Here is a 14,390-nt window from a genome sequence, read left to right on the forward strand (position 1 = left end):
CCGGGCGTAGTATGCGCGACTCGCCTCCGGCGAGGCAACCTCGGGCCGGCGCGCCGGCCGTGCCGGCGGACACCTGCCGGCTCCCCGTGGGCATGAGATGCGAATCGCGGCGGCTTATCAACGCCTAATTTCAGCGAACCCCCGTGACCTTCGCCCAGCCCGCCATGCCCACGGTCCCGAGATTGGCAATCTGCAGTAAGCATACGGAGCGTGCTGGACGCAACCTTGCGCAGATGGCGGTTGCCCCGCGCACGGTCGCTGAATAGTCTCCGGCGGGAAGTCGGGGGCCGGGCATCCATGCAGATCGCGATCGTCGGTATCGGATGCCGCTTGCCGGGCTGCCCCGACCGCCGGGCGTTCTGGCGGCGTCTCGTCGCCGGCGAGGAATGCCTGACCCGATTCGCGCGCGACGAGATGCTGGCCGACGGCGTGCCCGCCCGCCTCCTCGACGATCCCGCCTACGTCCCCGTCGCCGGCTATCTGGAGGACGCCGACCGATTCGACGCGGCGTTCTTCGGCACGACGCCGTCCGAGGCGCGCCGCACCGACCCGCAGCAGCGCCTCCTCCTCGAATGCGCCTATCATGCGTTGGGCGACGCCGGCTACGCGCCAGCGACCCTGCCGGGGGTGGTGGGGGTCTATGCGGGTACCGGAGCGAACGCCCATTTCTGGCGCGACCTGGAATACGCGAACGACGACCCCTCCGAGCAATTCCTCTCCTATGTGGGCAACGACAAGGACTTCGCGGCGACGCGCATCGCCTACAGGCTCGGGCTGAAGGGCGCGGCCGTCGCGGTGCAGACCGCCTGCTCGACGGCGCTCGTCGCGGTCCACCTCGCCTGCCAGAGCCTCCTCCTCGGCGAGACCGACATGGCGCTGGCCGGCGCGTCCTCGCTGCGCCTGCCGCGGCGCGCCGGGTACCGCTACGAGCCCGACGGCATCGAATCGCCCGACGGGCATTGCCGCCCCTTCGACGCGAACGCCGCCGGCACCGTCTTCGGCGACGGCGTGGCGATGCTCGCCCTGCGCCGCCTCGACGACGCGCTGGCGAGCGGGGACCGCATCCATGCGGTGATCCGCGGCTCGGCGGTGAACAACGACGGCGCGGACAAGCTCGGCTTCACGGCACCCAGCGAATCCGGCCAGATCGGCGCCGTCGCCGAGGCCCTCGCGGTGGCGGGCTGCGACCCCGCCGATGTCGCCTTCATCGAGACGCACGGTACGGGAACGGCGCTCGGCGACGCGGTGGAGGTCTCCGCGCTCGCAACGGTCTTCGCGGGAGCGCGCCGCGCGGCGCCCTGCCCGCTCGGCTCGGTGAAGGCCAATATCGGCCACACCGACACGGTGGCCGGCGCGGCCGGGCTGATCAAGGCGGCGCTGGCGCTGCAAAACCGGCTCCTGCCGCCGCAGGTGAATTTCGCGGCGCCCAACCCGCTGCTCGGCCTCGCCGATCGCGGCTTTCGCGTCCACGATCACGCATTGCCGCTCGCCCCCGGCGCGGTCGCGGGGGTGAGCTCGTTCGGGATCGGCGGAAGCAACGTGCACATGGTGCTCGAGGCCCCGCCGCAGCGCGCGGCGCGGTCGGCGCGCGCCGTCGCGGGGGCGCGGATCTTCCCCGTCGCGGCCGCCTCGCCCGAGGCACTGGCTCACCGGCTCGACGATCTCGCGGACATGGTCGCGCGCGACGCGCCCGACCCCGACGATCTCACCTTCACGCTGCGCCGGACCGAAGCCGGGCTGCGCTGCCGCCACGTTCGCATCGCCGGGCCGGACGAGACGCCTTTCGCCGGAGGCGCCCCCGCGCCGCGCATCGCGTCGCCCGCGGACAAGCCGGCGCGACGCGTCTTCCTGATGCCGGGCCAGGGCGCGCAGTATCCCGGGATGGGAAGCGGGCTATACGAGCGCTTCGCCGGCTATCGCGAGGCGATCGACGAGGCGGCGGCGATCCTGACGCCGCTGCTGGGCGAGGACGTCCGCCGCCTGATGGCCGCCGGCACGCCCGAGGAGCTGGCGCAGACGCGCCTGACCCAGCCGCTCGTCTTCGCCTGCGACGTCGCTTGCGCGCGGCTCCTGCAGAGCGTCGGCGTCGCACCGGACATGATCATCGGTCACAGCCTCGGCGAGTACGCCGCCGCCTGCATGGCCGGTGTGTTCTCCTTCGCCGACGGCCTTCGCCTCGTCGCCCGGCGCGGCGCGCTGATGCAGGCGCTGCCGACCGGGCGCATGGTCGCCGTCGGCGCGGATGCCGAGACGGTCGCGCGCCACCTGCGCGGTGCCACCGCCATCGCGGCGCTGAACGCGCGCGAGAGCACCGTGATCTCCGGCCCGCCGCAGGACGTCTCCGCCAGCGTCGCGGCATTGGAGGCGGCGGGCCACGCCTGCCTGCCGCTCGCCACTTCCCACGCCTTCCATTCGGCCATGATGGAGCCGATGCTCGACGCCTTCCGCGCCGAGCTCGCGCGCACCGCGCTGCGCCCGCCGCGCATCCCTGTCGTCTCGAACCTCACCGGCGGCATTCTCTCGGATGCCGATGCGACGTCGCCGGACTACTGGTGCCGGCAGCTGCGCGCGCCGGTGCGCTTCGCGGACGGCATCGGGACCCTGCTCGCAGAGGGGCCGGCGATCCTCCTCGAAGCCGGCCCGGGGCGCGTGCTGTCCTCGCTGGCGCGCCGCCACCCGGCCTTCGCCGAGGCTGTGGGAGCGCACGCCCTTCTCCCGCCGCCGCAGGAGCGCCGCGACGAGGTCGCCGCCGTGCTGGAGGCGGCGGGTGCGGCCTGGGTCTCCGGCGCCGAGGTCGACTGGGGGGCGCTGGACGACGTTTCGGAGCCGCGCGTCGTCGACCTTCCGCCCTATCGTTTCGCCCGCGAGCGCCATTGGCTCGACCCGGCCCCCGCCCGCATGCGCCCGATGGAGGAGCCGCGCCTGCCGCAGATCCTCGTTCCCGGCTGGCGGCGCGATCCCCGCCGCGCGCCACGCGAAGGCCGGCTCGACGGCCGCTGGCTGGTCGAGGCGTCCGGGAACGGTGCCGATACCGCCATCGCGGAGGCGCTACGGGCGCTAGGCGCACAGGCCGAGGTGCTGCCGCTCGATCGGATCGTAGCCGACGCGACATCGGAAACCGCCGGCATCGTCCTCGTCGGCGCCGGCGGCGATCCCCTCGCCCGCGTCGCCGCGTCGGCACGAGCCGCCGAGACGCGGGGGAGCGCGCACCCCCTCGCCATCGCCTGGCAGGCGTCGGGCCTCTTCGACGTCACCGGCGCCGAGCGCCTCGACCCGAATGCGGCTCTCGCCCTCGGCGCCTTGCGCTGCCTGCCGCTCGAGCATCCGAACGTCACCCTCGCCATCGCGGATGTCGACGACCCGGCTGCCGCCGCCGCGCTCCTGGCGCACGATCTCGCGGCGGGAGCGCCCGCGCCGCTCGTCGCCTACCGCGCCGGCCGGCGCTGGCTCCCGGTGGAGGAGCCCCTCAAAGAGGCGACCGAACCGCCGCGCATCGGTGGTCCGATCCTGATCACCGGCGGGCACGGCGGCGTGGGCGGCCTCGCGGCGCGGGCCGTCGCCGCGCTCGCGAGCGAAGGCGGCGTCGACATCTACTTGCTCTCGCGGACGGGCGGCGCGGCACCGGAGCTCCCGAACGCCCGCGTGCATGCGCTCGTCGGCGACGTCGGCGCCGAGGGCACGCTTCGCGACACCGTCTCGACCATCCTGGCCCGGCACGGCCGGCTCGCGGGCGTGATCCACGCCGCCGGCAGCCTCGACCGGTCCGGCTTCGAGCCGCTCGCCGGAGCGGTCGCGGAGGCGTATGCGCGCCACGCCCCGGCGAAGATCGCGGGGACGACGGCGCTGGTGGAGGCGCTGGAGGGCGTCGCGATCGACTTCTGCCTCCTCGTATCCTCGCTCTCCACGCGTCTCGGCGGCATCGCCTACGGCGCCTACGCGGCGGCGAACGCGGTTCTCGACCAGATTGCGGAGGCGCAGGCCCGCCTCGGCCGCCCCTGGCTCGCCGCCGATCTCGACGCGTTCGACCTCGATCCCGCGGCGAACGCCCGCGACGCGCTCACCGCCACGACGGGCGACGCCACCTTCCGCCGCCTGATCGGAGCGGCGACGCACGGGCACGCCGGCACGCTCGTCGTCACGGCGAACGCCTATGCACCACGCCGCGCGCGCTGGGTCGCGGCGGCGTCCACGGCGGAGATCTCCGGTGATACGCCGGCACGCCTGGACGAGGCGGCGCCGGCCGCGAGCCCGGTCGACGCGGCGTGGTGCGAGGTGCTCGGCATCGAGGCCTGCGCGGACGACGAGAACTTCTTCGCGCTCGGCGGCTCCTCGCTCCTCGCGCTGCAGGTGCTGGCGCGGATCCGGCGCACCACGGGCGTCGAGATGGGGCTCGCCGACTTCCTCGCGGCCCCGACGCTCGCCGCGCTCCGCGAGGCCGCCGGCACTCCGGCGACCGCGCAGGCCGAACCCGCGATCCGCGCCGACCGCTCCGCGCCCCTGCCGATCCTGCCGGGCCAGCGCCGCATCTGGGTCGCCGAGCAGATGTCGCCGGGCCGCTCCAACTTCGCGGTGAATGCCGCCTATGCCGTCGAAGGCCCCCTCGACGTCGCGGCTCTCGGGCGCGCGCTCGGCGCGCTCGCGGCGCGTCACGAGCCCTTGCGCACGCGCTTCGTCGTCCTCGACGGCGTGCCGCACCAGATCGTCGACCCTGCGCCGGCGGAAACCCGGCTCGATGTCGTCGACGCGCCGGAGGAAGTCACCGGACCGCGCGACGCGTTCTTCGCCCGCCCCTTCGACCTCGCGGAAGGACGGCTCTGGCGCGCCATGCTGCTGCGGCACGGGCCCGATCGCCACACGCTGCTCCTCGCCGTCCACCATATCGTCGTCGACGATTGGTCCATCGGCCTCCTCCTCGACGATCTGGGCCGCCTCTACCGCGCGGCGCGCACCGGCGCGCCACAGGCGGAGCCCGCGCCGGTCCAGTTCGCCGACATCTGCGTCGCGCGGGCGACGCGGGCCGAGCTCGAGGCGGATCTCGCCTATTGGCGCCGCACGCTCGCAGACCTGCCGGACGCCCCGCCCCTCCCGTCGGACGCCGAGGCGGATGCGGCGGAGGACCCGCATGCCGGCGGCGTCGTCGCCGTCGAGATCGCGCCTCGGACGCTCGCGCGGCTACGGACCGCGGCGGCGGCGCACGGCACGACGCCCTACGTCTGGCTGCTTTCGGCGTTCCAGACGGCGCTCTGCGGCCTCGGCGGGGCACGCGACATCGCCGTCGGCACGCCGCTCGCGGGGCGTACCGAACCGCAGAGCGAGGAAATCGTCGGCTATTTCGTCAACCCGGCGACGCTGCGGCTCTCGCTCGCCGAGGGCGAGACCTTCGCTCACCTCGTGGCACGCGCCGGCGAGACAGTCGCCGCCGCTCACGCTCACGGCGGAACGCCCTTCGAGAGCGTTCTCGACGCGCTGGGCCGTCCCGCGGGCGCGACGACCTTCCGGGCGTGGATGACGCTCCTCACCCATGCCGCGCCGAAGAACCTCGACGACGATCTGCGCGTCACCCCGATCCGCCTGCCGGACCGGCCGGCGCGCATTCCCCTCGCGCTCGTGCTCGAGCCCGAGGCTGAGGGCCTCATCGGGCATCTCGAATTCGCCCGCGCCACCTACCGGGCGCAGACCGCCGAGGCGCTCGCGAGCGCCTTCTCGCGCATCCTGGAGCGCAGCCTCGCCGAGCCGAGCTCGGCGGTTGCGGACATGCTGAGCCTCTGCGAAGACATCCGCAGGGACGCCGACCAGAAGAACACGGAGCACTTCGCCGAGACGCAGCGCCGCCGCCTCGCCTCGGCGCGCCGCACGACGCGCTCCGCAGCTCGGGGGATCGACCGATGAGAACCGGACCTGGCGCCGTCAAGCGTCGCGCACTCCAGTCCAGCGCCAGCGATCTCGTGGAGTGCCGCCCCCTCGGCACGGAGGGGTGGTGGCCGGGGCTGGTGACGCCCAAGGCCGCCGGCGTCGATCTCGTCGGCTGGGCGCAGACGAGCCGCGATCACGTCGCGGCGCTGCTGGCGCGGCACAAGGCGCTGCTCTTCCGCGGCTTCGACCGGCAATCGGCCGATCAGCTCTCCGATTTCGTAGCGGCGACGAGCGACAACAGCCTTCTCGACTACAAGGACCGCACGACGCCGCGGGAGGCGCTCGGCAAGAAGCTCTACACGTCCACGAGCTACCCCGCGGACCGCCGCATCGAGCTGCACAACGAGGGCACCTATTGGCGCCGCTGGCCGCTGAAGCTCTATTTCGCCTGCGGCGTGGCCGCCGAGAGCGGGGGCGAGACCCCGCTCGCCAACGTCGCGCGCGTGCTCGATCGGCTCTCGCCGCAGACCGTGGCGCGCTTCGAGGAGGCGGGCTTCACCCTCGTGCGGCGGTTCAACGACGGCTTCGGCCTGCCCTGGCAGGAGGTCTTCCAGACCGAGGACCGCGCCGAGGTCGAGGCCTTCTGCCGGGAGAACGCCATCGCGTTCGAGTGGGGCGAGGACGACCGGCTCGCCACGCGCCAGACCCGCCCGGCCATCCGTCGGCATCCCGCGAGCGGGGAGCGGGTGTGGTTCAACCACGCCGCCTTCTTCCACGTCAGCGCCTATGCCGGCCCGGATCGCGACGCGCTCGAGGCCGAGCTCGGCTCGGACCGCATGCCCTACGCCACCACCTTCGGCGACGGCTCGGAGATCCCGGTCGCGGTCGTGGAGGAGGTGCTCGCCGCCTACCACGCCGAGGAGCGGCGCTTCCCCTGGGAGGCGGGCGACATCCTGCTCGTCGACAACATGAGCGTCGCCCACGGCCGCCAGCCCTATACGGGCGAGCGGCGCACCCTCGTCGCCATGGCCGAGCCTCATGACGGGTGAGGCGATGACGACGAGCGAGGCGGCCGGCCCGGTCGAGGACGCCGCCGGGTTCCGGCTCTCGCCGCAGCAGGAGCGGCTGTTCCGCCGCTATCCCGAGGGTGCCGTGCCCCGCCTGACGCTGGTGCGGCGGCTGGAGTCCGGCGCGGACACGGGAGTCCTTGCGGAACGCTGGGCGCGCTGCGTGGCGGATCTGGAGATCCTGCGCACGGCCTGCCGGGTGCCGGCCTGGTCGCGCATGCCCCAGCAGGTGATCGACGACGTTGTCGCGGCACCCCTGCCGGTCGAGGAGATCGACGCGGACGCGCTCGACGCGGATGCACTCTCCGCGCGCATCGACGCGATCGCGCAAGAGCCCTGCGACCCGACGCGCACGCCCTCGGTCGAAGCGCGGGTGCTGCGGACGCCGCAGGGCGCCTGGCTGGTGCTCTCCGGGGGCGCGCACTTGCTCGACGGCGACGGCCTGCGCCTGCTCTCCAGCTGGCTGTCCGCAGAGACCGCGCCGGCGGAAGCGCTGCAATACGCCGACGTCGCCGAATGGGCGGCGAGCCTCCCGGAGGAGCCGGACGCGGCCGCCCATATCGCCTTCTGGCGCACGCGCGCGGCCGAGCTCGGGGACGCGCCGCTCGCGTTCCCGGAGCTGGCGAGCCGCAACGGCACCCGCCGGCACGTGATCGAGATCGACTGGCCCGCGTGCTGGTCGGCGCGCGCACCCTCCCCGGCCGCGATCGTGACGCTCGCGTCGCTTTTCGCCTCGCGCTGCGCCGGCGGCGAGGACGCGTTCGTCGCCCTGCGGCGGGACGGCCGCGACATCGAGGACCTGCGTGCGGTCGTCGGCCCCCTCGCCCGCTGGCTGCCGCTTCGCCTCGACCGCGGCCGGGCCGACGGCTTCGCCGCCTGGGAGCGGGCGGCCGAGGACGAGATCCGCCGCGTGACGGAGCGGCAGCACCTGTGGGAGGCGGGCCTCGGCGACGCGCCAGCGCCGCGCCTCGCGATCGGCGTGGAGATCGTGCCCGAGCCGGCGGACGCACGGATAATCCGGCTCGATCCCGAGCCGGACGCCCCCACTCTCGTGCTGCGTATCGAGCCGCAAACGCGGCGGCTCCTCGTCCTCGCTGCCACGGACGCCTTCGACGTCGCCGCCGCCCGGCGGCTCGGGCGCATGTTCGCCGCCCTCGCTGCGGCCGCAGCGGCGGATCGCGAGGCGCCGGTCGATGCGCTCGACTGGCTCGACGCGGAGAGCCGGGCCGAGTTCGTCGCCCTCGGCGACGGTCCTGCCGGAGAGGCGCCGGCCGACCTCCTGCCGCAGCGGATCGCCGCGCAGGTCGCGCGCGACGGCGGCGCGCCCGCGATCGTCCAGGGCGAGACGACGCTGAGCTACGCGGACCTCTGGCGTCGCGCCGGTCTCGTGGCGAGCGCTATACCCGCCCCTGCGGGCGCGGACGAGCGGCCGGTCGCCGTGCGACTCCCCCGCGGCCCGGACGCGCTCTGCGCCATGATCGGCGCCTGGCGCGCCGGACGGCCCTACACGCCCTTCGACCCGGCGCTGCCGGAGGCGCGCCTGTCGCAGATGCGTCGCGCGGCGGACCCGGTCCACGAGATCGCGGCGATCGAGGGCGCCGCCGCGGACGTCCCCGAGCGTGCGCCGGGCGATCTCGCCTATCTTCTCTTCACCAGCGGCTCCACCGGCACGCCCAAAGCCGTTTGCGTCACCCATGCGGGCCTCGCGGCCTCGACCGCTATCCGAACACGGCATTACGGCGCCGACCCTGCGCGCTTCCTCGTCGTCTCGCCGCTCGGCTTCGACAGCTCGGTGGCCGGCCTCTACTGGACGCTCGCCACCGGCGGCACCGTGGTGCTGCCCACCGACGCGGAGGCCGAGGACGCGGGCGCGCTGGCGCGGCTCGTGCGCGAGCACCGCGTCACGCACACCCTCATGCTGCCGGGCCTCTACGACGCCGTTCTCGAAGCGGCGGCGCCCGGCGATCTCGACAGCCTCGCCGTCGTCGTGGTCGCCGGCGAAGCCTGCCCGGCGGCCCTGGTGGAGCGCCATCGCGCGCTCCTCCCGCACGCGCGGCTCGAGAACGAGTACGGGCCCACCGAGGCGACCGTCTGGTGCAGCGCGGCGCGCCTCGACCGGGAGCCGGGCACACGCGTCAGCATCGGGCGCGCCGTGCCCGGCATGACGGTGCGTGTCGTCGATCGCGCGCTGCGCCCGCTCCCACCGGGCGTGCCGGGGGAGATCGTCATCGCCGGGCCGGGCCTCGCGCGCGGCTATGCGGGCCGCCCGGCCGAGACCGCGCAGCGCTTCCTGCCGGACCCGGACGCGAGCACGCCGGGCGCGCGCCTCTACCGCGTCGGCGATCGCGGCATGCTCACGGGCGACGGCCGCATCCTCTACCAGGGCCGCACGGACAACCAGGTGAAGGTGCGCGGCCACCGCATCGAGCTCGAAGAGATCGAGGCGCGGCTCCTGGCCGAGCCCACGATCCGCGCCGCCGCGGCGACCGTGCGGGACGGGCGGCTCGTCGCCTACGTCGTGCCGCGTGACGGCGAGGCTGCGCGCTACGAGGCGGCCGTCGCGGCGCTGCCCGCCTGGATGCGCCCGCACGCCTTCGTCACCCTCGACGCGCTCCCGCGCGGGCGCACCGGCAAGCTCGACCGCGCCGCCCTCCCGGACCCGGTCGAGGCGTCCCGGCAGACGCGCTCGCGACCGCCGCGCGACGCGCTGGAGGCGCGGGTGGCCGCGATCTGGTCCGAGCTCCTGAAATGCGGCGAGGTCGGCATCGACGACGATTTCTTCCGGCTGGGCGGCGATTCGCTGCTCGCTCTGCGCGCCGCGACGCGCATGCGCCAGGCGGGCATCGACGCGAGCCCGCGCATGCTGCTCAAGCATCCGACCATCGCGGCGCTCCTCGACGCCGCCCCGCGCATCGCGGTGCAGTCCCCCGCCGCGCCGGACGAGAGCGCGCCCGTAGTCGAAGCCGCACCGCTGACGCCGCTCCAGGCCTGGCTCGTCGAGCGCGCGGGCGGCATCCCCGCGCGCTACGATCAGACGCTGCGCGTCGCCGCCCGCGAGCCCCTCGATCTCGCGCTGCTCGAGCGAGCCTTCGCCGAGGTCGTCTCCCGCCACGAGGCCCTGCGGCTGCGCTTCGAGGAGACGCCGGAGGGCTGGCGGCAGCGGCCGGGGCCGGCGATCGTCGAGCCGCCGCTCCTCTACGACCTCGCCCGCGTGCCGCAGGCGGCGCGGGCCGGCATCGAGGCGGGCGCCTGGGAGCGCCTGCATGCCGGCCTCGACCCCGCCGCCGGCCGCCACGCCCGCCTCGCGCTCGTGCGGCGCGGCGCGGACATGCCGGACCTCCTCCTCGCCGTGGCGCACCACCTCGTCATGGACGCCGCCTCCTGGCGGATCGTCATGGAGGACCTCGATTTCGCTTATCGTGCCCTGCGCGAGAACCGGCCGATCGCATGGCCGGCGTCGGCGGGCTCGTTCACGACCTACGCCGCACGCATCCGCGATCTCGCGCCCGACCGGCTCGGCGAGCCCTTCTGGGCCGAGCAGGACGCGATTGCCGTCCCGGCCCTCCCGCGGGACGGGACGGATGCCGCGAACCGCGAAGGCGACGTCGCCGACCACGTGGCGTCCCTTTCGCCGGAGCAGACCGAGAGCCTCGCCCGGCGCGCGCCCGGGGCTTTGAGCAGCGGCCTCGACGCGATCCTCACGGCGACCCTCGCCGAGACGCTGGCGGGCTTCACGGGGAGTGACACCATCCGCGTCGACCGCGAGCATCACGGCCGGGCCGACGCCGTCGCCGGGGTGTCGACCGAGAGCACGGTCGGATGGTTCACGACGATCCATCCCGTCGTCCTGCGCGTGCCCGGTAGCCCGGGTCCCGCACGGCTGCGCGCGCTGCTCGACCAGATCGAGCGCGTGCCCGACGACGGCTTCGGCTACGGGCTACGCTCGACGCCGACGACGAGCGGCGAGGTGTTGTTCAACTTCCTCGGCCGCACGGACGAGACCACCGCCCCGGACGCGCTCTTCACGGTCGAGGACGGGCCCACCGGGCGCGAGCGCGATCCCGCCATCCCGCGCCGGTGCCTTCTCGAGATCGACGCCGAGATCGTCACGGGCCGGCTGCGGCTCCATTGGCGCTACCCGGCCGGCGCCTACGACGCGGGCACGATCGCGCGGCTCGCCTCCGATCACGTCGCGCGCCTGGCCGCGCTTGCCGACACGCTCGGTGCCGAGGAGGGCTCATGACGGGCGTGTTCGACGACGCGGAGGCGATCTACGGCCTCACGCCGATGCAGGCGGCGATGCTGCTCTACTCGAGCGCCGGCGCCGCAGGGACCTTCGTCGGGCAGCTGAGCTGCCGGCTCGCGGGCCCGCTCGACGCGCAGGCGCTGGAGCGCGCCTTCGCGGCGCTTCTCGCGCGCCATCCGGCGCTGCGCACCGCCTACGCGACGCAGGGTCTCGACGAGCCGCTCCAGGTGGTGAAGGGGCAAGTCGCCCTGCCCTTCCGGATCCTCGACTGGTCGGCGCTGCCCGCGACCGAGCGCGCGGTGCGCGAGGCGGCCTTCCTGGAGGAGGATCGCGCCACGGCCTTCGCGCCGGACGAGGCGCCGCTCATGCGGGTCTCGCTGGTGCGCGCCTCGGCCGAGGATCATCTTCTCGTCTGGACGCGGCATCACCTGCTCATGGACGGCTGGTCCATGGCGCTCGCCATCGACGAGCTTTCCACGCTCTATGCCGCCGAGCGGGACGGCGCCGCGGGGCGAGGCGCCGCGCTCGCGCCGGCGCGCCCGTTCCAGGACTACGTCGACTGGCTCGCACGGCGCGACACCGCAACGGATCGCGACTTCTGGCGCGAGACGCTGGCGGCCGCGACGGCGCCGACGCCGATGGTGCCGCCCGACGTCGCCGGCGCCGCGCCGGAGGCGGCCCTCGTCGAGCACGTGCGGCCGCTCTCCGGCGACACGGCCGCGGCGCTGCGGCGCGCGGCGGCCGCCCGCGGCGTCACCGAGGCGACGATCCTCGCCGCGGCGTGGGCGCTCGTCGTCTCCCGCGAGACCGGGGGCGAGACGGCGCTCTTCGGCCTCACCGCGTCCGGTCGCCCTGCCGACCTGCCGGGCGTCGAGACCATCGTCGGGCTCTTCCTGGAGACGGTTCCCCTCGGCCTGCCGGTGCCGTCGGACGCGTGCGTCGGGGAATGGCTCGGCCTCGTCGCCGAGAGGCTCGCCGCCGCCGAGGAGCACGCCCACGTGCCCCTCGCGGACCTGCGTGCCGCCTCGCCCATCCCCGCCGACCAGCCGCTCTTCGACCACATCCTCGTTCTCGAAGGCACGAGCCTCGCCGGCAGCGTCGATCGCTTCGCGGATCTCGCGGTGCGCGACTATCGCTTCGTCGACCAGACCAACTTCGCCCTCAACGTCGGCGTCCAGCTCGGCTCGCCGGAGCAGATCCTCGTCGTGCACGATCCCGAGCGCATCGACGGCGAGACCGCCTCCGCCCTCGCCGCCGCCTTCGAGACGGCAATCCGGGCGTTGTCTGGAGACCCCACCCGCCGCCTCGGCGAAATCGCGCTCGCGGATGCGGCTTACGCGGATTTCCTCGTAAACGACGTGAACGCCACCGCAACGGACTTCGCGGATCGCCGCCCGCTCCTGCGCCGGATCGAAGAGCAGGACCCGGCCGCGATCGCCCTCGTCTCCGAGGAGGGCAATGTCACCTACGGCGCTCTGTGGGACGCCTCGGGCGCGCTCGCGAGCGATCTCGTCGCGGCCGGCGTGGGGCGCGAAGACATCGTCGCGCTCCTCCTCGAGCGCGGCGCGCTCCTGCCGCTGGCGATCCTCGCGACGATGCGCGCCGGCGCGGTCTACCTGCCCCTCGACCCGCAGGACGCGCCGGAGCGACTGGCAGGCCTCCTCGCCGAGGCGGGCGCCGTACGCGTGCTGACCACCGACGCCCACGCGGATCGCGTCGCGGCGGCGGGCGTCCCCGTCCACCGCCTCGGCCCGGCGGACCTGGCACGCGCGCCCGGGGGCCCGCTCGCCCTCCCCGAGCCGGAGCCCGAGGGCGCGGCCTACGCGATCTTCACGTCGGGCTCCACCGGCCGGCCGAAGGCCGTGGTCAACACCTGGGCCGGCCTGCAGAACCGGCTCGACTGGATGCAGGCCGCCTACCCGATCGGGCCGGGCGAGCGGGTCCTGCACAAGACGCCGACGACCTTCGACGTCTCCGTCTGGGAGCTGATCTGGCCGCTGACCGAGGGCGCGACCATGGTGATCGCGGCGCCGGGCGGGCATCGCGATCCGGACTATCTGCGCGACCTGATCGTCGCGCAGCGCGTCACGCTCTGCCATTTCGTGCCCTCGATGCTGCGCGCCTTCCTCGCCGCGCCAAGCGTCGAGTCCTGCCGCTCGCTGCGTCGCGTCATCTGCAGCGGCGAGGCGCTCACGGGGGCCGATCGCGACCGGGCGCACGCACGCCTGACCGCGAGCCTGCACAATCTCTACGGCCCCGCGGAAGCCGCCATCGATGTCAGCGCTCACGATTGCGCCCGCGACGAAGACACCCCCGAGCCGCCCATCGGGCGAGCCATCGCCAACACGGCGCTCCACGTGCTCGACCGCGACCTGCAGCCCGTCCGGCGCGGCGGCACGGGCGAGCTCCACATCGGCGGCGTGAACCTCGCGCGCGGCTATCTCGGCCGGCCGGGCCTCACCGCCGAGCGCTTCCTTCCCGACCCCTTTGCGCAAACGCCCGGCGCGCGGATGTACCGGACGGGCGACCTCGCCCGGCGCCGCTCCGACGGCGCCCTGCTCTATCGAGGGCGCCGCGACGGGCAGGTCAAGCTGCGCGGCATGCGCATCGAGCTCGGCGAGATCGAGGCCGCGCTCGCCGCGCTCGACGAGGTCGCGGAGGCGGCGGTGACGCTCTCCCCCGGCCCGGACGGGAGCCCGCGCCTCGTCGGGCACGTGGTGCCGAAAGGCGCCGACTCGACGCCGGATACGCTCGCCGCGCGCCTCGCCCGCGTGCTGCCGGAGGCGATGGTGCCGACGGCCTTCGTCATGCACGAGCGCCTGCCGCTCTCCCCGAACGGCAAGCTCGACCGCCGCGCCCTCGCCTCTCTCGCGGCCGACGACCGGGCTCGCGGCGCGGGGCCGGAGCGGGTCGCGCCGCGGACGGAGGAGGAGGGCATCGTCGCCGAGATCTGGTCGGAGGTGCTGGGCATCCCCGACATCGGCGTCACCGAGGACTTCTTCGCGCTCGGCGGCCACTCGCTCCTCCTGGTCCAGATCGCGGCACGCCTGCGTCAGCGCTTCGACGTGGAGATCTCGCTGCGCGCCCTCTTCAACGCCCGCACGGTCGAGGCCATGCTCGACGTCGTGCTCGACGCCGAGCTCGCGGCCCTCGACCCACAGGAGCGCGCGGCGCTCCTCGCCGAGATCGGACCGGCGCGCGAGGGCGGTACGGCGTGAGTCCGC

4 protein-coding genes are annotated in these 14,390 nt (G+C 74.7%); all 4 read left to right on the forward strand.

Going from position 1 to position 14,390, the window contains the following annotated elements:
* Positions 1 to 297: 297 nt before the first annotated feature.
* From IEX89_RS19955 to IEX89_RS19970, 4 genes are read left to right on the forward strand one after another with little or no spacing between them, the layout of a single operon-like run.
* Positions 298 to 5,889 carry a type I polyketide synthase gene (locus IEX89_RS19955; protein ID WP_188915020.1) on the forward strand — a complete coding sequence of 1,864 codons (5,592 nt, stop codon included), beginning with the start codon at positions 298 to 300 and terminating at the stop codon, positions 5,887 to 5,889.
* Entirely contained in the window at positions 5,886 to 6,902 is a 1,017-nt protein-coding gene (locus tag IEX89_RS19960) for a TauD/TfdA family dioxygenase (protein ID WP_188915021.1), read from the forward strand. The genes IEX89_RS19955 and IEX89_RS19960 overlap by 4 nt, the downstream gene beginning before the upstream one ends.
* Complete coding sequence (locus IEX89_RS19965; protein WP_188915022.1) at positions 6,892 to 11,163, forward strand: AMP-binding protein; 4,272 nt, start codon at positions 6,892 to 6,894, stop codon at positions 11,161 to 11,163. The genes IEX89_RS19960 and IEX89_RS19965 overlap by 11 nt, the downstream gene beginning before the upstream one ends.
* Complete coding sequence (locus tag IEX89_RS19970) at positions 11,160 to 14,384, forward strand: non-ribosomal peptide synthetase (RefSeq protein ID WP_188915023.1); 3,225 nt, start codon at positions 11,160 to 11,162, stop codon at positions 14,382 to 14,384. The genes IEX89_RS19965 and IEX89_RS19970 overlap by 4 nt, the downstream gene beginning before the upstream one ends.
* Positions 14,385 to 14,390: the final 6 nt, after the last annotated feature.

The organism is Salinarimonas ramus, from assembly GCF_014645695.1.
GTDB lineage: Bacteria > Pseudomonadota > Alphaproteobacteria > Rhizobiales > Beijerinckiaceae > Salinarimonas > Salinarimonas ramus.